14 protein-coding genes are annotated in these 19,417 nt (G+C 62.6%); 4 read left to right on the forward strand and 10 right to left on the reverse strand.

The window, feature by feature from the left end; all coding sequences use genetic code 11:
- Window positions 1–6: 6 nt before the first annotated feature.
- Both CMN27_RS10075 and CMN27_RS10080 read right to left on the reverse strand, forming a co-directional pair.
- A complete protein-coding gene (locus CMN27_RS10075; protein ID WP_293626128.1) occupies window positions 7–1,959 on the reverse strand; it encodes a prolyl oligopeptidase family serine peptidase in 1,953 nt (650 codons plus the stop codon).
- A gap of 13 nt (window positions 1,960–1,972) precedes the next feature.
- Window positions 1,973–2,737 (reverse strand): NRDE family protein, encoded by a 765-nt coding sequence (locus CMN27_RS10080; protein WP_293626130.1) that lies wholly within the window; start codon window positions 2,735–2,737, stop codon window positions 1,973–1,975.
- A gap of 65 nt (window positions 2,738–2,802) precedes the next feature.
- On the opposite strand from CMN27_RS10080, the gene CMN27_RS10085 reads away from it, so the two are divergent.
- Complete coding sequence (locus CMN27_RS10085) at window positions 2,803–4,128, forward strand: NAD(P)/FAD-dependent oxidoreductase (protein ID WP_293626132.1); 1,326 nt, start codon at window positions 2,803–2,805, stop codon at window positions 4,126–4,128.
- 36 nt (window positions 4,129–4,164) lie between these two features.
- On the opposite strand, the gene glnG is transcribed toward CMN27_RS10085, so the two are convergent.
- The 4 genes from glnG to glnA all read right to left on the reverse strand — a co-directional run bounded on the left by glnG (window position 4,165) and on the right by glnA (window position 9,197).
- Window positions 4,165–5,676 carry a nitrogen regulation protein NR(I) gene (gene glnG / locus CMN27_RS10090; protein ID WP_293626134.1) on the reverse strand — a complete coding sequence of 504 codons (1,512 nt, stop codon included), beginning with the start codon at window positions 5,674–5,676 and terminating at the stop codon, window positions 4,165–4,167.
- A 21-nt stretch (window positions 5,677–5,697) separates the two neighbouring features.
- The gene (glnL, locus tag CMN27_RS10095; protein ID WP_293626136.1) at window positions 5,698–6,774 is read right to left on the reverse strand and encodes a nitrogen regulation protein NR(II); all 1,077 of its coding nucleotides are present in this window, start codon (window positions 6,772–6,774) and stop codon (window positions 5,698–5,700) included.
- A 197-nt stretch (window positions 6,775–6,971) separates the two neighbouring features.
- The gene (locus CMN27_RS10100) at window positions 6,972–7,658 is read right to left on the reverse strand and encodes a DUF4124 domain-containing protein (RefSeq protein WP_293626138.1); all 687 of its coding nucleotides are present in this window, start codon (window positions 7,656–7,658) and stop codon (window positions 6,972–6,974) included.
- 129 nt (window positions 7,659–7,787) lie between these two features.
- Window positions 7,788–9,197: a glutamate--ammonia ligase gene (gene glnA, locus CMN27_RS10105; RefSeq protein WP_293626140.1), complete on the reverse strand. Its 1,410-nt coding sequence runs from the start codon at window positions 9,195–9,197 to the stop codon at window positions 7,788–7,790.
- A gap of 259 nt (window positions 9,198–9,456) precedes the next feature.
- On the opposite strand from glnA, the gene glyQ reads away from it, so the two are divergent.
- The 3 genes from glyQ to gmhB are packed head-to-tail and all read left to right on the forward strand — an operon-like array spanning window position 9,457 to window position 13,025.
- Entirely contained in the window at window positions 9,457–10,353 is an 897-nt protein-coding gene (gene glyQ / locus CMN27_RS10110) for a glycine--tRNA ligase subunit alpha (RefSeq protein ID WP_293626142.1), read from the forward strand.
- Complete coding sequence (gene glyS, locus CMN27_RS10115; RefSeq protein ID WP_293626144.1) at window positions 10,350–12,431, forward strand: glycine--tRNA ligase subunit beta; 2,082 nt, start codon at window positions 10,350–10,352, stop codon at window positions 12,429–12,431. The genes glyQ and glyS overlap by 4 nt, the downstream gene beginning before the upstream one ends.
- Window positions 12,432–12,464: 33 nt before the next feature.
- Complete coding sequence (gmhB, locus tag CMN27_RS10120) at window positions 12,465–13,025, forward strand: D-glycero-beta-D-manno-heptose 1,7-bisphosphate 7-phosphatase (RefSeq protein ID WP_293626146.1); 561 nt, start codon at window positions 12,465–12,467, stop codon at window positions 13,023–13,025.
- Window positions 13,026–13,071: 46 nt separating this feature from the next.
- Here the strand turns inward: gmhB and gyrB are convergent, their stop codons facing one another.
- The 4 genes from gyrB to dnaA form a co-directional block, all read right to left on the reverse strand.
- Window positions 13,072–15,492, reverse strand: coding sequence for a DNA topoisomerase (ATP-hydrolyzing) subunit B (gene gyrB / locus CMN27_RS10125; RefSeq protein WP_293626148.1), 2,421 nt, complete (start codon window positions 15,490–15,492; stop codon window positions 13,072–13,074).
- A gap of 64 nt (window positions 15,493–15,556) precedes the next feature.
- Window positions 15,557–16,630 (reverse strand): DNA replication/repair protein RecF, encoded by a 1,074-nt coding sequence (recF, locus tag CMN27_RS10130; RefSeq protein WP_293626150.1) that lies wholly within the window; start codon window positions 16,628–16,630, stop codon window positions 15,557–15,559.
- 11 nt (window positions 16,631–16,641) lie between these two features.
- Window positions 16,642–17,730, reverse strand: coding sequence for a DNA polymerase III subunit beta (dnaN, locus tag CMN27_RS10135; protein WP_293626152.1), 1,089 nt, complete (start codon window positions 17,728–17,730; stop codon window positions 16,642–16,644).
- Window positions 17,731–17,994: 264 nt separating this feature from the next.
- Window positions 17,995–19,308 (reverse strand): chromosomal replication initiator protein DnaA, encoded by a 1,314-nt coding sequence (gene dnaA, locus CMN27_RS10140; RefSeq protein ID WP_366515445.1) that lies wholly within the window; start codon window positions 19,306–19,308, stop codon window positions 17,995–17,997.
- Between the last annotated feature and the right edge of the window lie 109 nt (window positions 19,309–19,417).

Raw genomic sequence — 19,417 nt, forward strand, 5'->3', positions numbered from 1 at the left:
GCGCTGCTAGCCGTCGAAATTATCGATGGTCAGGGGCCGACAATCCTCGACGCCCGCGATCCGCAGTACGCGGGTATAGAAAGCGCGCTCGGACTCGATGGCGGTACGGATATTGTCGGCGTCGCGAAAGCCGTGGCGCTCTTCGGGAAACACCACGTAGGCCACGGCCACGCCGCGTTCGCGCAGCGCTTCGACCATGGTCTCGGCCTGATCGGGCGGCACGACCTTGTCCTTGAGCCCCTGCAGGAACAACACCGGGCAGGCCAGACGTTCGGCATGGGCGAGCGGTGAACGCTCGGTCAGCAGGACGTCGTCGGCGCCGATCAGCCGATGCAGGTAGCGCGATTCGAATTTATGCGTCGAGGCCATCAGGCGACGCAGGTCACCGATGCCGTAATAGCTCGCCCCGGCGGCGGCCACATCGGTGAATGTGAGCACGCACAGCACGGTATAGCCGCCGGCACTGCTGCCGGAAATGAGCACGCGCTCGCCGTCGACCCGGCCGAGCTCGGTCAGATGACGTGCGCCGTATTCACAGTCGGCCACATCGGCCACGCCCCAGGCATCGGTGAGCTTCTGACGATAGGTACGACCATAGCCGGTGCTGCCGCGATAGTTCACGTCCAGCAGCGCATAGCCGCGCGATGTCCAGTACTGGATACGCGCATCCAGGGCGGTGCTGGTCGCCCCGGTGGGGCCGCCGTGGCACTTGAGGATCAGCGGCGGGCGCTCGTCATCGGGGCCGCGACAGACATGGCTTGCCGGCGCGTAGTAGAGCCCGTGCGCGGTATCGCCGTCGGCGGTCGGCCAGCTCATCGGTTGCGGCGCTGCCAAGGCGGTGTCGCCCGGCAGGCCGTCGGTGGCCCGCAGCACACGGGCCGTGCCGTCGCGCTCGATGGCCACCAGCTGTTTGGGCGTGCGCGCGTTCGCGGCCACCACGACCACGCGGTCGCCGACGGCCTGCAGCTGTTCATAGAAATCCCAGGCCAGCGGCCAGGGCGAGAACGCGCCGTTGTTCGGATCGACCTCGCCGAGCTGCCACAGGCCATCGGCGCTGGCCATGGCAATGAGCCGGCCGTCGGCGGTGAAGGTATAGGTACTCTGGCCGAACACCCATTGCGGCACGCCGAATTCCGCGCGCTCGCGGGTGACTGCCTCGAAGCCATCCTGGCCCGACCGCTCGCGATAGATATTCCACCACTCGTTTTCGTCGCAGACGATATGCAGCCGCCCGTTCGGGTCGAAACGCGGGCCGAACAGCGAGGCATCGGCCGGTGCCCACAGACAGCGCGGCACGCCGGGCATGCCGTCGTCATCGATCTCGGCCTGCCAGAGTTCGGTGGCATCCCAGGGCATATCGGGATGATTCCAGGCCAGCCACACCAGGCGCTCGCCACCCGGGCACAGCCGCGGGCTGGCATAGAAGTCGTGGCCTTCGGCGACGACATGGCGTCGTCCATCGGCGGTGACGATTTCGATCGTCGCCTTCGGCTCGCCGCCCTCGACCGGGGTTTCTGCCACCACCACCATTTGCTCGCGGCGGGCATCGTATTGCAGGTCGGCAAAGCGGACGTCGTCGTCGCTCGCCGTGACGGGGCGGATGGTGGCGTCGGCATCACGCCGATAGATCGCCTGATCGGCCGCGTTGACGAACCACACGGTCTGCCCATGCACGGTAAACGCTGCGCCGCCGTATTCGTGGACCGCGCTGCGCGCACTCAGCGGTGCATCGAGCAGTGACACGGCCTCGCCGCGGTCATCGAGGCGCATGATCGTGTTGCGGCCGGCCTCGTCGGGGCGGCTTTCGATCCAGTACAGGGTCGGCGTCTCGACGCCCGTGTCCACGCAGACATCGCTGAGTTTACGCCCCGCCGCAGCCACATGATCGGCGGTGATGGCCGACGGCCAGCTGCCGTAGGGGCGGATTTCGCGCTCTGTGCTTTCCTGCGTGCTCATCATGACAACGCCTTTTTCAAAGATCAGTCCAGTGTTCGTCGATTGCGTGCGTGGGCCGTGCATCCGCGTCGAAACCCCGCTCGTGGAATGCAACCGAACCGTCGGCGCCGCGTTTGATCACCGTGGAGGCACGCGTGCCGTAGTAGCCGCTGCGAATGAAAAGCGGGGATAGAAAACGCTCGCGCTCAGTGCCGATGCCGGTATCCGGGAGGGCGTCGATGGCTACGGTATCCGTATCGGCCAACAGCTCGAACAACGTCTCGGCGTCGAGATCATCGTTTTCGATGCGCGTGCGCAGCCGCGATTGGGCCGCCTCGGTCTTGGGCCAGTGATCCCCCCAGCAGCCGTTGGAAATGGCGTGCACGCCCGGACGCAGCCGAAGATGACGCACCGCACCGCGATTGGATACGAACCACAGGCTCGTTCGATCGCCGACCAGCAGATTGAACGGCCCGTAGGCATCGCCTTCGGCATGCATGCGCGCGGCCCAGTCGTCGGCATTGGTTTGTGTCGCGAAATAATCGCGTACCAGCAGGCCACGCGAACGCGCCTCGGCCACCTTCGATGCCTCGCGGACGTTGGTCACGGCCGCAAAGCGACCCTGCCGGTCGGCTGCGCACCAGGCGCCGCCGGCCTGCAGATCGCGCCCACCGAAGGCTTCGGCCGGCTGTTGCCACCAATGGGCGGCCTCGGTGGGGCGGGCATGAAACTCGTCGCGATTGGCGGCCACGATGAGGTCCAGCTCAGGATGCGCGCGCCAGGCAAAGGCGATCAGACACATATAGCAATCTCTCCCGCGCTGCGCGAAGCTGCTAAGCTTTTCGGCCGCTTTTTCGGTGCAGAATCATGAGCGATAGCAACAGTACGCGACATCATGTCGTGATCGTCGGTGGCGGTTTTGGCGGTCTGTTCGCCGCGCGCAAGCTCGGAGGAAGCGGCTACGACGTAACGCTTGTGGACAAGCGTAATTTCCATACCTTTCAGCCTCTGCTGTATCAGGTCGCCGTCGGCATGCTCACCACCGGCGATGTGTGTACGCCCCATCGGGTGACCCTGCGCCGCAAGAAAAACATCCGCTCGCTGATGAGTACGGCCTACGATATCGACCCGGCGAAGCGTCTCATATTTCATGAAAGCGGCGAGCTTTCCTACGACACGCTGATTGTGGCCACCGGCGTCAAACATGCCTATTTCGGCAACGACGAGTGGAGCGAGCACGCCCCCGGCCTGAAAACGGTGGAGCACGCGCTGCGCATGCGTCGGCGTATTTTCCATGCCTTCGAAACCGCCGAGCTTACCAGCGACGCCGCCGAACGCGCGCCCTGGCTGAACTTCGTGGTGGTCGGCGCGGGGCCGACGGGCGTGGAGCTGGCCGGCGCCATCGCCGAACTCGCGCATCGCATCATGGTGGAGGATTTCCGCAGCTTCGATCCACGTGAAACACGCATTCTGCTGGTCGAAGGGGCAGAGCGCGTGCTGCCGGCCTACCCGGAAAAGCTTTCGCGCCAGGCCAAGGAGATGCTGGAAGAACTGGGCGTCGAGGTGGTCACCGATACGATGGTGTCCTCGATCGATGAACAGGGCGTGGCCATGAAAGGCCCGGACGGCGAAAAGACGCTGGCTGCACGGACCGTGCTCTGGGCGGCCGGGGTGCGCGCTTCGGTGTTCGGCGAGATTCTGGCCGAGCGCACCGAGGCCGAACGGGCCGGCGGTGGCCGCCTGGTGGTGGATACCGACCTGACCCTGCCCGGCTACCCGGATATCTTCGTGATCGGCGATCTGGCCGCGGTGACCGATCGTGCCGACAAGGCGGTGCCCGGCCTCGCACCGGCCGCTATCCAGCAGGGCGAATATGTCGCTGGTGTGCTCAAGCGACGTCGCCGTGGCAAGACCACCCCCGGCTTCAAGTACAAGGACAAGGGCAGCATGGCGGTCATCGGACGCAACCGCGCCGTGGCCAATCTGCCGGGCTTCACCATGGCCGGTTTCAGTGCCTGGCTACTGTGGGTGCTGATCCATATCTATGCGCTGATCGGCAGCGAACGCCGGCTGCGGGTGATGGTGCAATGGGTATGGAAATACTTCACCTGCCGCACCGGCGATCGGCTGATCACCGGCCGGCCGCCCAACACCCGCCGGCTGCATCAGACCCGCGGTGAAAAACCCCGCTGACGCGCCCGCCTCACGGCTGGACGATCAACCGGTTGATCAAACGGCTTCGGATTCCATGCCGAGTTCCTTGATCTTGCGCGTGAGCGTATTGCGGCCCCAGCCCAGCAGGCGCGCGGCTTCCTGACGGTGGCCATCGGTGCGCGCCAGGGCCGCACGGATCATCACCCGTTCCAGGCTCGGGATGGCCTCGTCGAGCAGATGATCGGCCCCTTCGGCCAGACGCTCTTCGGCCCAGTGCGCGAGCTGGTCGTCCCAGCGCTGTTCGCCGGCCACGGGCATCGTAGGAGGCGCTGCCGCCGTCGCGGTCGGTGAGGCGGCGGCCTGGGGTTTCGGCTCGGCCGGCGCGGGTGCATTGGCTGCAGGCATGGCGCTGCCGTCGCGCAGTTCCTGTGGCAGATCCTCCAGCACGACCTCGCGGCCCGGCGCCATGACGGTGAGCCAGCGACACAGGTTTTCGAGCTGGCGAACGTTGCCCGCCCAATCCAGAGCGCTGAGAAACTGGCTGGCCTGCTTGCTCAGGCTCTTGAGTTCCATATCGAGCTCGCGCGCGGCGCGACCGAGGAAGAACTCAAGCAGCAGGGGAATATCCTCTCGGCGTTCGCGCAGCGGCGGCACGCGTAGCCGAATGACGTTCAGGCGATGGAACAGATCTTCGCGAAAACGGCCCTTGCGAACCTCTTTTTCCAGCTCCTGGTTGGTCGCCGCGATAATGCGTACGTCCACCGACACGGGCGTATGTCCGCCCACACGATAGAACTGCCCGTCCTGGAGCACGCGCAACAGCCGGGTTTGCAGATCGGCCGGCATATCGCCGATTTCGTCCAGAAACAGAGTGCCGCCATGGGCCTGCTCGAAGCGCCCGCGGCGCTGGGCGGCCGCGCCCGTGAAGGCGCCTTTTTCATGGCCGAAGAACTCCGATTCCATCAGGTCTTTCGGAATCGCGGCGGTGTTCACGGCGATGAACGGCCGGCTCGCCCGCGGGCTGTGCTCGTGCAGGGCATGGGCCACCAGTTCCTTGCCGGTGCCCGACTCGCCGGTGATCAGCACCGTGATATTGGAGGCCGACAGGCGTCCGATGGCACGAAACACTTCCTGCATGGCCGGCGCTTCGCCGATGATGATCGAGGCCTGGGGCTTCGCGGCTTCGCTTTCCGGCTGGCCTTCGCGGGCCAGACGGGCCGCGCGCATCACCAGCTCGACCGCTTCGTCCAGATCGAACGGCTTGGGCAGGTATTCGAAGGCACCGCCGCGATAGGCCGATACCGCGCTGTCCAGATCGGAATGCGCGGTCATGATGATGATCGGCAGCTCGGGCTTGCGCGCATGCACGCGCTCGAGCAGATCCAGGCCGGAGATGCCGGGCATACGGATATCGGTGAGCAGTACGTCGGGGGTCTGCTCGTCGAGGGCATCGAGCAGTTCGGCGCCGCCGGGAAAGGTCACGACGTCGATATCCGCGCTCTTGAGCGCGCGTTCGAGCACCCAGCGAATGGATTCGTCGTCGTCCACCACCCATGCCGAGAGCGTGCCTGTATTGCCTGTGCTCATCGCGAACTCACCTTGTTCTGGCTAATCATCACCGGCCTCCAGGGGCAGGATGACGCTGAAAATAGTCTGCCCCGGGCGGCTTTCGCACTCGATCAGCCCGTGGTGCAGGTGAATGAGGTACTGGGCGATCGGCAGGCCCATGCCGGTGCCCTCGGCGCGCGAACTGACCATGGGGTGAAAGATGCGCGGCAGCAGATCGCGCGGGATGCCGGGCCCGTTGTCGACGACATCCACACGGACCACCAGCCGATGCTGGGTTCCGCCAATCGTGAACAGCCGCTGGGTACGGGTGCGTAGCAGGATCTCGCCGCTGCCATCGAGCGCGGTAACGGCATTGCCCACCAGATTGAAAAGCGTCTGGATGAGCTGCTCACGATCGGCCCTGATCTCTGGAATGCTCGGGTCGAAATCGCGCTTGAGTTCCACGCCCGGGGGCAGATCGGAGCTGATAAGCGCCCGCACATGCTCGAGCGGCTCGTGGATATTGAGCGGCTGCTTGTTGGGCGGACGCCTCGGCCCGAGCAGCCCGTCCACGAGGTTCTGCAGCCGATCGGCTTCGCGAATGATGACGGTGGTGAATTCCTTGAGCGCGTCGTCGTCGATCTCGCGTTCGAGCAGCTGGGCCGCGCCGCGCAGCCCGCCCAGCGGGTTCTTGATCTCGTGCGCCAGCCCGCGAATCATCTCGCGATTGGCCAGGTTCTGGACCCGCATCTGATCGTCGCGGGATATGCGCAGCTGGCGGTCGAGCGAGAGGAACTCCAGCAGCAGCGCCGAGCCGCCGTTACGATCGGTGAACGGCGTGACCGTGCAGTCCACTGTCAGCGGATCGCCCACGCCGGCGCGCAGATACAGCTCGCGCTCGGTGAAGGCCGCCCCCTTGTACAGGGCGGATTCGAGCTTTGCTCGATGGTCGGCAAGATAGGGCAGCGCCCGGTCGAACGGCTCGCTGCCGCAGTGGCGTGCCGATACCCCGAACAGCATTTCGCTGGCCGTATTCAGATAGGTCACCCGCAGGCGGGCATCCAGACAGACCACGGCGGTCTTCAGATTATCGAGGATGGTGTCGGGACGAACACCGATACTGTCGCGTGAACTCATGACGCAGGGGAAAGCAAGACTTGGGCCAGTGCCGACATCCCGCGCGACGGGACTGCGACAACGCTATTGCACCATCATAGTGCTATGCGTGTCGTCCTGCGTCTTCGGCAGGGCATTTACCCTGCGGCGGGCCGGGTTCGTCCAACGCCGGGGCGTAAAGCGCTAACCGCCCGCCCGAGGGGGAAAAACGCTGCTGCCTAACTTGGCGGTGCGGCCAGGCCGCCCCCCGTATTCAAGCGCGGGGTACTGGGCGCGCCGCCCACGTTGCCCGCTGCCGGTGCAGCGGTGGAGGTACCCGGCGAATCACTGTTGCCTGCATCGCCGCCGGCGTTCTGGCCGCTGTTCAACGGCGAGATCGCAGAGGGCGGTTTCATGTAGAAGGTCACGGGTTCGGTACGGCGCAGTTCGGTGCCCTGATACAGCAGGGCCGCACTGAGCGTATGAGTTCCACGTGGCACATTGCCCAGCGACAGCTGGGTATCGTCGGTCGGCGATTGCGGGATCGGGCTGCCGTCGAGGTAATAGGTGATCTGCTCGCCGTCGCGCAGCTCGGGCGAACCGCTGATTTCGACCGATACCGGTACGATGCCGCGGGCATCCCGGAAGGTCTGCTCGGGCTCTGGGCTCACGAGCGTTGGCATGCGCGATTCGGCGTTGTTCTTTCGCGAACGCGCGCGGTCGGAGGCGGCCTGAAGCTCCTGCAGGGCATCGGGGTTGCCGTCCACCGTTTGCAGCCCGGGCAGGTTGGCCCGTTTGGCCCCCTGGCTCTTGGCGCTGTCGCTGTAATGGCGCACACCCTGGGCATCCACCCAGGTATAGATATCGGCATGGGCCGTGCCCACGGCGGCGAGGGCGAGAAGCAACAGCGCGATAGAGGTTTTCATGGCTTCAATCTAGCGCGAAGCGCGAACATAAAAAAGGGCGCGTCCGATAAAAGGACGCGCCCTGCCGGCCAGCGGCGTCGTGCGATCAAACGCACATGCCCCGGCCTCCCCTGAAGCGGGGGTCCTGCCTTAGCAGGAGTAGTACATGTCGAACTCGGCCGGATGCGTGCTCATCTTCATGCGCAGCACTTCTTCCATCTTGAGTTCGATATAGCCGTCGATCAGATCGTCGGTGAACACATCGCCCTTCTTGAGGAATTCGCGGTCTTCGTCGAGGGCCTTGAGCGCTTCTTCTAGCGACTGGGCCACGGTCGGGATCGCTTTTTCCTCTTCCGGCGGCAGATCGTAGAGATCCTTGTCCATGGCTTCGCCCGGATGGATCTTGTTCTGGATGCCGTCGAGGCCCGCCATCATCATCACCGAGAAGGCGAGATAGGGGTTGGCGGTCGGATCGGGGAAGCGCACCTCGATACGACGGGCCTTCGGGCTGGACACCCACGGAATACGGATCGAAGCGGAACGGTTGCGCGCCGAGTACGCCAGCAGCACCGGCGCCTCGAAGCCCTTGACCAGACGCTTGTAGCTGTTGGTCGAGGCGTTGGCAAAGGCGTTGATCGCCTTGGCATGCTTGATGATGCCGCCGATGTAGTACAGGGCTTCTTCCGACAGACCGCCGTACTCTTCACCCGAGAAGATGTTCTTGCCGTCCTTGGACAGCGACTGATGCACGTGCATACCGGAGCCGTTGTCGCCGACCAGCGGCTTGGGCATGAATGTCGCCGTGCGGCCGAAGCTGTGGGCGACGTTGTGCACGCAGTACTTGTAGATCAGCGTTTCGTCGGCCTTCTTGACCAGCGTATTGAACAGCATGCCGATCTCGCCCTGGCCGGCGGTGCCCACTTCGTGGTGGTGCACTTCGACGGTCAGGCCCATTTCTTCCATGGCCAGACACATGGCCGAACGCATGTCCTGATGGGAATCGACCGGCGGGACCGGGAAGTAGCCGCCCTTGATACCCGGGCGATGGCCCATGTTGCCTTCCGGATACTGCTTGGCGCTGTTCCAGTAGCCTTCTTCGGAATCGATCGCGAAACCGGCGCCCTTCATTTCGTTCTGCCAGGTCACGGAATCGAAGACGAAGAACTCGGCTTCCGGGCCGAAATAGGCCGTATCCGCGATGCCGGTGGAGGCCAGATAGGCCTCGGCACGCTTGGCGACGGTGCGCGGGTCGCGCTCGTAGCCCATCATGGTGTTGGGTTCGAGTACGTCGCAGCGAATGATGACCGTGGGTTCTTCGAAGAACGGGTCCAGCACCGCCGTGCTGTCGTCGGGCATGAGCACCATGTCCGACTCGTTGATGCCTTTCCAGCCGTCGATCGACGAGCCGTCGAACATCTTGCCTTCTTCCATGAACTCTTCGTCGACGATATGCGCGGGCATCGTCACGTGTTGTTCCTTGCCGCGCGTATCGCAGAAGCGGAAGTCGACGAACTTCGCCTCGGTTTCCTTGATCAGCTTGAGCGCTTCGCTACTCGCCATTGATGACTCCTTGTATGTAGAACCCGTTCGAACTGTCTGGTGCAGAGCAACGAGGATAGCCACTATAAAGGCAGAATCCGTGCCACGTCATCTTTGCCTTTTTTCGGGTCACAGGGCGGTGCTACGCACCTATACGGAGCAAATACAGCACCAAAATAGTGCTTAAGAGTTCATCTGCACTTATTTGATGCGTAGCAGCGCGAAACCATGGAAGAGGCCTGTTTCGTTATACTCCGCGCTCGAACACAGGACAGTTTGCATGGATTTCCAACAGCTCATCTTCCGGCTTCAGCAGTTCTGGGCCGAGCAGGGGTGTGCCATCGTGCAGCCCTTGGATATGCCCGTCGGTGCCGGCACGTTTCATCCGGCCACGTTCTTGCGTGCGATCGGCCCCGAGCCGTGGCGCTCGGCCTATGTGCAGCCCTCGCGTCGTCCCACCGACGGCCGCTACGGCGACAACCCGAACCGGCTGCAGCACTACTATCAGTTCCAGGTGCTGCTCAAGCCCTCGCCGAAGAATATTCAGTCGCTGTATCTGCAGTCGCTGGAAGCACTCGGCCTGGATATGTCGATCCACGACGTTCGCTTCGTCGAAGACAACTGGGAGTCGCCCACGCTCGGCGCCTGGGGACTGGGCTGGGAGATCTGGCTTAACGGCATGGAGATCACCCAGTTCACGTATTTCCAGCAGGCCGGCGGCCTGGATTGCCGCCCGGTGTCCGGCGAGATCACCTACGGCCTGGAACGTATTGCCATGTATATCCAGAACGTGGAGAGCGTCTACGATCTGGTCTGGTCGGAGTCCAGCGCGGGCAAGCTTTACTACGGCGACGTGTTTCACCAGAACGAAGTCGAGCAATCACGCTACAACTTCGAATACGCCGACGTGGCCGCCCTGTTCACCCATTTCGATGCCCTGGAAGCCGAATGCCAGCGTCTGGTCGAAGCCGAGCTGGCGCTGCCCGCCTACGAACGCATGCTCGAGTGTTCGCACACCTTCAACCTGCTGGACGCCCGCCACGCGATCTCGGTCACCGAACGCCAGGGCTACATCCTGCGCGTGCGTACGCTCGCACGGGCCTGCGCCCAGGCCTATTACGCCTCGCGTGAGGCGCTTGGCTTTCCGATGCTCAAGAACGACGACGAGGCCGCATGACCGCCGCTACGCTACTCATCGAAATCGGGGTGGAAGAACTGCCCCCCAAAGCCATGCGTACGCTTGCCGATGCCTTTGCCGACGGCGTCACCAGCGCGCTGTCCGAAGCCGGGCTCGCGCTGGGTGCTACGACGCGTTATGCCACGCCGCGCCGACTGGCCGTGGCGATCGCCGATGTCGCCGAGGCCACCGACCCCGTCGCCGTGGAAAAAGCCGGGCCGACGCTTGCCATTGCCTATGACGAGGCCGGCCAGCCCACCAAGGCCGCCGAAGGCTTTGCGCGCTCTCTGGGCACGACCGTGGACGCGCTCGAGCACGAGGATAGCGACAAGGGCGAACGCCTGGTCTATCGCGCCACCGAGCCGGGCAAGCCGATCGCTACGCTGATCCAGCCCGCGGTCGATCAGGCGATCAAGCGTCTGCCCATCCCCAAGCTGATGCGCTGGGGCGACAGTGAAGCCGCCTTCGTACGCCCGGTTCACTGGGTCGTCGCCCTGCACGGCGATGAGATCGTGCCGCTCAACGTTTTCGAACAAAGCGCGGACCGCGAGACCTTCGGCCATCGCTTCCATCACCCGGCGGCGATCGAGCTCGCGCGCGCCGACGACTATGCGAAGGCGCTGAACGACGCCTGGGTCGTGGTCGACCCGGACGTTCGCCGGCAACGTATCGTCGAACAGGTGGAACAGGCCGCAGCCGATTTCGGCGGCCGCGCCCTGATCGACGATGGCCTGGTCGAAGAAGTGACCGCGCTCGTGGAATGGCCTGTCGGCATTGCCGGGCGCTTTGACGAGCGTTTTCTGGTCCTTCCGCGCGAGGTGCTCATTTCCACGCTGCAGGAACATCAGCGTTATTTCCCGATCGAGAACGAGGCCGGCGAGCTTCTGGCCGGTTTCATTACCGTGGCCAATATCGAAAGCCGCGACGTGGCCCAGGTGATTGCCGGCAACGAGCGTGTGGTCCGTCCACGCCTATCCGACGCGCTGTTCTTCTGGGATCAGGATCGTCGCCAGGGGCTTGCCCATCATGTTGACGGGCTTGCACGGGTGACCTTCCAGCAGTCACTGGGCTCGCTGGCCGACAAGAGTGCACGCATCGCCAAGGCAGGCGAGCGTCTGGTCGCGCCGACCGGCGCTTCGGCACCGGCCGTCGCACGGGCAGCAGAACTCGCCAAGGCCGATTTGCTGACGGAGATGGTCGGCGAATTCCCCGACCTGCAGGGCCTCATGGGCTTCTACTATGCCGAGGCGGACGGCGAACCCACCGAAGTGGCCCGAGCGATCGCCGAGCAGTATGCGCCGGCGCGTGCCGGTGCCGACATCGCCGCCACGCCCGCCGGGCGCGCGCTGGCCCTGGCCGACCGGCTGGATACGCTCAGCGGCATTTTTGCCATCGGACGCCGGCCAAGCGGCGACAAGGATCCGTTCGGCCTTCGTCGTGCCGCCCTGGGGGTTTTGAGAACCGTCATCGAAGCCGGCATCGTGCTCGACCTGCGGGCCGAACTCTCGGCTGCGCTCGCCAACCAGCCGGTGGAAGCACAAGCCGATACGCTCGACGCGCTCTGGATGTTCCACATGGAACGTCTACGTGGCTACTATGCCGATCAGGGGATCGGTACCGACCGCTTCGAGGCAGTCGCCAATCTCGAGCTCACCGACCTGGTCGATTTCGATCGTCGGATCCGTGCGCTCGATGCCTTTGGCCGCGAAAGCAGCGCCCAGACGGTATGCGGCGCACACAAGCGCATCCGCAATATCCTGCGACGCAATGCTGACGAGCTTGAAGGTCGCGCCTTCGATACCGCCACGCTCACCGAGCCGGCCGAACGCGATCTTGCCGCGGCTTATGCAGCCCAACACGACGTGGTCGTCGAGAAAATGCAGGCGCGAAACCCAACCGAGGCGCTGGCAGCGTTGGCGGCGCTCGCCGAGCCCCTGGACGGCTTCTTCGATCAAGTGATGGTCATGGCCGACGACCCCTCACTCAGACAGAATCGACTGGCCCTGCTCAGCCTGCTCGACGAACTCTGCCGAGAGGTGGCCGATATCTCCTGTCTATCGCTCGAGCAGAGCGATTAGACTGGTCGGCGAACATTTGTCGGGCGATGCCTCATGAAGCTCATCATTCTGGACCGCGACGGCGTCATTAACGAAGACAGCGACGACTACATCAAGTCGCCTGCCGAATGGCGCCCGCTTCCCGGTAGCCTGGAGGCGGTGCTCAAGCTCAAGAACGCGGGCTACCGTGTCGTGGTCGCCAGCAACCAGTCCGGTCTCGCACGCGGGCTGTTCGACTACGACACGCTGTTCGCCATCCACGACAAGATGACCCGCATGCTCGCCGATATCGGCACCCATGTGGACGGTATCTTCTTCTGCCCACACGGGCCGGAGGACGGCTGCAGCTGCCGCAAACCCGGCACGGGGCTGCTCGACGATATCGCCAAACGCTTTGGGCGCACGCTCAGCGGGACGCCGTTCATCGGCGACAGCATTTCGGATGTCCAGGCCGCACAAGCGGCCGGGGCCACGCCCCTTGTCGTACGCACCGGCAAGCCGGTCGATGACAGCGCCGCGGAACTGGCGGGCGTCGACGTTTACGACGATCTGGCCAGCGCAGCCGACAGCCTGATCGCCCGCGACAAATCCCGCGCCCATAAAAAAGGCGGCTAGAAAGCCGCCTTTTCACGTCTGGCCGGCATTCAGCATGCCGGCATGGCTAGACGTCGAGGTTCGACACCATCAACGCGTTGCGCTCGATGAACTCGCGACGCGGCTCCACGTGGTCGCCCATGAGCGTGGTGAATATCTGATCCGCGCCAACGGCGTCGTCGATCTTCACCTGCATGAGACGACGCGTGTTCGGGTCCATGGTGGTTTCCCAGAGCTGGTCCGGGTTCATCTCACCCAGCCCCTTGTAGCGCTGCACGTGCAGGCCACGCTTGGCCTCGCCCAGAAGCCATTCATAGGCCTGTTCGAAGGTTTCCACCGGCTCCGAGCGCTCGCCGCGGCTGACCTGGGCGCCTTCGCCCATCAGTTCCATCAGCTCGTTGCCAAGCGTGGCCATACGCTGGTATTCCTCGCCGGTGAAGAAGTCCTCGTGCCAGACAAAGGTATGCGGAATACCGTGGCTGTAGCGGGTCACCTGCAGATGCAGCGGGCGCTGCTCATCGGCCGGTTTGACCTGTACTTCGTAGCGATGACGAGGTTCGTTACGCGCATCGAGGCGAGCCTGTAGCTGATCGGCCCAGTCCTGCATGCGCTGCGCATCGGAGAAGGTTTCGGGCGTGACCTGCGGCAGGTAGGTCATTTCCTTGAGCGTGGCCGGATCGAAACGCCGGGTCAGGCGATCGATATCCTCCAGCAACCCCATATAGCGATGCGAAAGCGTGGCCAGCGCATCGCTGGAAATCGCGGGCGTATCGGCTTCGACCCGCAGTTCTGCCTTGCTAAGCGCCAGGCGCAGGAGATAGTTGCCCAGCTCCTTGTCGTCCTTGACGTAATACTCCTGCTTGCCGCTTTTGACCTTGTAGAGCGGCGGCTGGGCGATATACACATAACCCGCTTCGATCAGCTCGAACATCTGACGATAGAAGAACGTCAGCAACAGCGTACGGATATGCGAGCCATCCACGTCCGCGTCGGTCATGATGATGATGCGGTGATAACGCAGCTTCGCGGCGTCGAACTCGTCACGGCCGATACCGCAGCCCAGGGCCGTGATCAGGGTGCCGACCTCGACCGACGACAGCATCTTGTCGAAGCGGGCTTTTTCCACGTTCAGAATCTTGCCCTTGAGCGGCAGGATCGCCTGATTGTGACGATCACGACCCTGCTTGGCCGAGCCGCCGGCCGAGTCACCCTCCACGAGGAACAGTTCGGACTGGGAGGGATCCTTTTCCTGACAGTCGGCCAGCTTGCCCGGCAGACCGGCAATATCGAGCGCGCCCTTCCGTCGCGTCATATCGCGAGCGCGGCGTGCAGCGTCTCTCGCCCGAGCCGCTTCGATGACCTTGCCGGCAATGACCTTCGCTTCCCGCGGATTTTCAAGCAGGAAATCGTTGAGATGCTCATTGACGGTGGATTCGACCACGGCGCGCACCTCGGACGAGACCAGCTTTTCCTTGGTCTGCGACGAAAACTTGGGGTCCGGCACCTTGACCGAGACCACCGCGGTCAAGCCTTCACGGGCATCGTCGCCCGCAGGTGCGACCTTTTCCTTCTTGGCCAGGCCCTCGGCTTCGATATAGCCGTTCAAGGTACGCGTCAGCGCACCACGAAAACCGGCCAGATGGGTGCCGCCGTCGCGCTGCGGGATATTGTTGGTGTAGCAGAACACGCTTTCCTGGTAGGAATCGTTCCACTGCATTGCGACTTCGACGACGATATCGTCCCGCTCGGCGGTAAAATAACAGACCGTCTCGTGCAGCTGTGTCTTGTTTTCGTTGAGGTTTTCAACGAACGCTCGAATGCCGCCTTCGTATTCGAAGACCACGTCACGCTCGCTGGCCTCTTCGCGCAGGCGAATACGAACGCCGGAGTTCAGAAACGACAGTTCCCGAAGACGCTTGGCCAGAATGTCGTAGCTGTAGGCGATATTCGCGAAGACATCGCCGCTGGGATGAAAATGGATCGACGTGCCGGTTTTCTCGGTCTTTTCCACGGCCGTCAGTTCGTCGAGCGGTTCACCCATGGAATAGCTCTGGCGATACCGCTGCCCGTCGCGGTGGATATCGAGTTCCAGCCGATCGGAAAGCGCGTTCACCACAGAAACGCCGACGCCGTGCAGACCGCCCGACACCTTGTAGGAATTCGCATCGAACTTGCCGCCGGCATGCAGTACGGTCATGATCACTTCGGCCGCGGGCTTACCCTCGCCTTCGTGCATGTCGACCGGAATGCCGCGCCCGTCATCGCTCACTGTGATGCTCTGGTCGCGATGAATCGTAACCTGGATCTCGTTACAGTAACCGGCCAGGGCCTCGTCGATCGCGTTATCCACGACCTCGAATACCATATGATGGAGGCCGGTACCGTCGTCGGTATCGCCGATATACATACCGGGGCGCTTTCGAACCGCCTCGAGGCCTTTGAGCACCTTGATGCTACTGGAGTTGTAATCGCCGTTCGATTCCGCCATGGGTCACCGCGTCGTGAGCTAAATGGGTGCAAGTCAACCCATGGATTCTAGCATGTTAGGCCATTCAGCCGCGGCGTAGCGTCCCATGTTCCACGTGGAACATCGCACCGTCTTTGAGGGCGTCGGGTACCAGACTCGGTTCGAGGAAAGTCAGGAAACACTGGCCACCAAGCCCCGCGATTTCTTCGGCGAGAACCTGCCGGTAGCGTGCGCCCAATTCGGCGGCCATATCGTCGATCAGCAAAACGGGGCGCACTTGTCGACGGGCATATAAAAGCCGAGCCTGAGTAAGCAGCATCGCCGTGGTCAGGATTTTCTGTTGACCTCGCGATACCCAGTCGCGAGCGGCGGCCGTAGCGATCGATACACGAAGGTCAGCACGGTGTGGGCCCTGTTGGGTGAAACCTGCGCGCACGTCCTGATCGAGCGACGCAGCGAGTGCTGCGCCATAGCCGTCCTCTCCGCGCCACCCACAGTCGTATTCGAGAACGACAGGCTCGTCGCCGAGGAGCTTGGCCGACTGGTCCGGCAGGTTCGCATACAGATGGTCGATATAGGCGCGACGAGAAGCGTCCACTATTTCTGCCGCACGGACGAGCTCCGCATCCCATACAACGATGTCTGCTTTTGACATGCGCGACTTCAACGCGCGATTACGTTGTTTGAGGGCGCGCCTGAATCGTCGCCATGCTGGAAAGAAAGCGTGTTCCACGTGAAACACGCCCCAGTCGAGGAAATGCCGCCGATAGCGGGGACCCTGTTCGAGCAGGCGGTGAACGTTAGGGTCCACCATTTGCAGGGGCAGCGTGCTGATTAGGTCGATTCGGTTGGTGTTGCTTTCGCCATCGCGACGATATTTGATACCGCGCTTGTCCCGACTGACGCCGAGGCGATGAGATCGGCCGTCCGGCACGGCGATGTCACCGGTCACAGTGAAGGCGCTCGCGCCTGCACGTATTGCTGGACGAGGTCCGGACTGGCGAAACGACTGACCACGACCCAGAAAATAGATCGCCTCGAGCAAGGTGGTCTTGCCCGAGGCGTTGTCGCCGGTAATGACGTTAATCGATGGATCAGGTTCGATGTCCGCTGAGGCGAAGCAGCGAAAATCGTGCAGGCGAAGACGCGTTAGATGCATTCGAACCCGATCTAGAGCCGCATCGGCATAACGACATACCGCGTGGCCGGATCGTTGACGCTCTGCAGGAGGCCACTGCTATCGGGGCCTGACAAGGAAAGCGTGAACTCACCGCTATCCATCGCGCCGAGCGCTTCCAGCAAATAGTTGACGTTAAAACCGATTTCAATCGGATCGTTGTCGTACGTTACCTGGATTTCGTCTTCGGCTTCTTCGCGTTCCACGTTCTGAGCCTGTAGCCGAAGACTGTGTTCGCCCAGCGCAAGGCGTACACCGCCGAACTTTTCATTCGAGAGAATCGCGGTACGAGACAGGGCTTGGCGAATCGTGTCCCGATCTGCGTGCATCTGCTTATCGGCCTGATCCGGGATCACCCGTTCGTAGTCCGGAAATCGTCCGTCTATCAGCTTGGTGGTGAACACCAGGCCAGGCAGCTGCAAACGCAGGTGCTTGGACGACAACTGAAGATTGATTTCGGCTTCGCTCGAGTCCAGTAGGCGTACCAGCTCGGTGATTGCCTTGCGGGGCACGATCGCCTGAATCGGTTCGTCGATCTCGATATTGAGTGGCGTATCGCTTAACGCCAGACGATGACCATCGGTTGCGACACAACGAGCGCGGTCGGTTCTGAGTGCGAGCAGCAGGCCGTTCAGGTAATAGCGCACGTCCTGATGGGCCATCGCGAAGTGGGTGCGATCGAGCAAGCCTTTGAGAAGTCGTTCTGGAATAGAGATCTGTTGTCCGGTTTCCACCTCATCCAGATAAGGCCAATCCTGAGCCGCCATGGTTGACAGGGTAAAGCGCGAGCGCCCGGACTGAACGCGAGTCTGCTGGCCGTCATGCTCCAGCGTGATTTCTGCGTCGTCCGGCAGGCCACGACAGATATCGAGCAGTTTGCGAGCCGGGATTGCAGCGGCACCCGGCTGGCTGATCACTGCGGGCGTATCAGTGATGAGCTCGAGTTCGAGGTCAGTCGCCGTCACCACGATCCGATCGTTTTCTGCCTTGATCAATACGTTCGACAGGATGGGCATCGTCTGACGGCGTTCGACTACGCCGATGACGGTTTGAAGGGCAGAAAGCAAATCCTTGCGCTGCACCGTGAATTGCATGGCGGTCTCCCGAGGCAGTCGGCCTTATTGTCTTTTAAGGCTTAAAAAAAGTTAGTCGTAGTAGTAACTACGGTGGCTTGATTCTGTTGAAAATCGATTTAATTATATTTAAATCAATCGCTTATACTAATGACAACCCTGTAGTGAACAGGGTTTGGATGTTGTTGCTTGCATGTGGACAAAGTGTGCGTTCTTTCGCAGCCGCAGCCTCGTTATTCGTTCACGAGGCGTTGGCCCCCAGCTTATCCACAGCTAGCTTGTGAGTATTCTGCTTAGATTCGCGTAGTCCTCTTCGGTGCGGGCGTCGGTTTCGCGTAGTTCCTTGACCTTGCGGCAGGCGTGCAACACGGTCGTATGGTCGCGGCCGCCGAAGCCCTGTCCGATTTCGGGCAGGCTGTGGTTGGTGAGTTCCTTGGCCAGCGCCATGGCAATCTGCCGAGGGCGAGCCACTGATCGGGTGCGCTTCTTGCCGAGCAGATCGGCGAGACGCATCTTGTAGTACTCCGCGACGGTCCGCTGGATGTTCTCCAGGGTGACCAGGCGGTCGTATACCGCGAGCATGTCGTAGAGCGCCTGTTTGGCGAAGTCCACCGTGATGGGTGTGCCGGTGATCTGGGCAGACGCCTTGAGACGGTGCAAGGCGCCTTCCAGATCGCGCACATTCGAGCGAACCCGTTTGGCGATGAAGAAGGCGACTTCCTGCGGCAGGGTGATGCCGTGGTAGTCGGCCTTGGAGAGCATGATCGCCACCCGTGTTTCGAGTTCCGGGGGTTCGACTGCCACCGACAGCCCCCAGGAGAAACGCGACTTCAGCCGATCTTCCAGGCCTTCAACTTCCTTGGGAAAGCGATCGCAGGTGATCACGATCCGCTGGTTCGACTCCAGCAGCGAGTTGAAGGTATGAAAGAATTCTTCCTGGGATCGATCCTTGTTCGCGAAGAACTGGATATCGTCGATCAGCAACGCATCGAGCGAGCGGTAATGTGCCTTGAACCGATCCATGCGGTTGTGGCGGATCGCGGTGATCATTTCGTTGACGAAATGCTCGGAGCGTACGTAGGCGACCTTGGCTCGCGGGTTGGTATCCAGCAGACGGTTGCCCACGCTCTGCATGAGATGGGTCTTGCCCAGGCCCACACCGCCATAGATCAGTAGCGGGTTGTAGGCCATGTTGTCGGGGTTGGCTGCCTGTTCGGCCGCGGCCCGGGCGATCTGGTTCGACTTGCCCTGAACGAAGCTCTCGAACGTATAGCGGCTGTCCAGGTTGTGGCGCGAGGTGGGTGCCGGCGCGGCCGGCTCGCTCGCTGCGGCCTTGGGTTTCTGCCCGCCGCCCACCAGCACGCGAATACGCTTGGGTACCGCGCCCAGATCGTTCAGGGCGTTGGCGATCGGGGTTCGCAGCTCGCGTTCGACCTGATCGCGTACCACCTCGTTGGGGGCCATCAGATCCAGGCCTTCGTCGGTGAACTCGGCCTCGAGCGGTCGCAGCCAGAGGTTGATGTCCTTTTCGGGCAGTCGCGCCTCGATATGCGTCAGACAGCGTTGCCAGAGCGTGTCAGCCAAAATTCCGTTACTCCGTAGCGAAAAAAGCGTGGCCGGGGCCGACGCTGGCGCCTTACCCTAGCGTACGGGCCACAAGTTATCCACAGCATTTTACAGGCTTGCAAGCGGGGTG

It is taken from the genome of Salinisphaera sp., from assembly GCF_002729955.1.
GTDB lineage: Bacteria > Pseudomonadota > Gammaproteobacteria > Nevskiales > Salinisphaeraceae > Salinisphaera.

Coding starts and splice junctions, on each gene's coding strand:
- CMN27_RS10075 (WP_293626128.1), bottom strand. CDS start 1,959: ATGATGAGCACGCAGGAAAGCACAGAGCGCGAAATCCGCCCCTACGGC.
- glnL (WP_293626136.1), bottom strand. CDS start 6,774: ATGAGTTCACGCGACAGTATCGGTGTTCGTCCCGACACCATCCTCGAT.
- recF (WP_293626150.1), bottom strand. CDS start 16,630: ATGCATCTAACGCGTCTTCGCCTGCACGATTTTCGCTGCTTCGCCTCA.
- gyrB (WP_293626148.1), bottom strand. CDS start 15,492: ATGGCGGAATCGAACGGCGATTACAACTCCAGTAGCATCAAGGTGCTC.
- CMN27_RS10085 (WP_293626132.1), top strand. CDS start 2,803: ATGAGCGATAGCAACAGTACGCGACATCATGTCGTGATCGTCGGTGGC.
- glyQ (WP_293626142.1), top strand. CDS start 9,457: ATGGATTTCCAACAGCTCATCTTCCGGCTTCAGCAGTTCTGGGCCGAG.
- glnA (WP_293626140.1), bottom strand. CDS start 9,197: ATGGCGAGTAGCGAAGCGCTCAAGCTGATCAAGGAAACCGAGGCGAAG.
- glyS (WP_293626144.1), top strand. CDS start 10,350: ATGACCGCCGCTACGCTACTCATCGAAATCGGGGTGGAAGAACTGCCC.
- CMN27_RS10100 (WP_293626138.1), bottom strand. CDS start 7,658: ATGAAAACCTCTATCGCGCTGTTGCTTCTCGCCCTCGCCGCCGTGGGC.
- gmhB (WP_293626146.1), top strand. CDS start 12,465: ATGAAGCTCATCATTCTGGACCGCGACGGCGTCATTAACGAAGACAGC.
- CMN27_RS10080 (WP_293626130.1), bottom strand. CDS start 2,737: ATGTGTCTGATCGCCTTTGCCTGGCGCGCGCATCCTGAGCTGGACCTC.
- glnG (WP_293626134.1), bottom strand. CDS start 5,676: ATGAGCACAGGCAATACAGGCACGCTCTCGGCATGGGTGGTGGACGAC.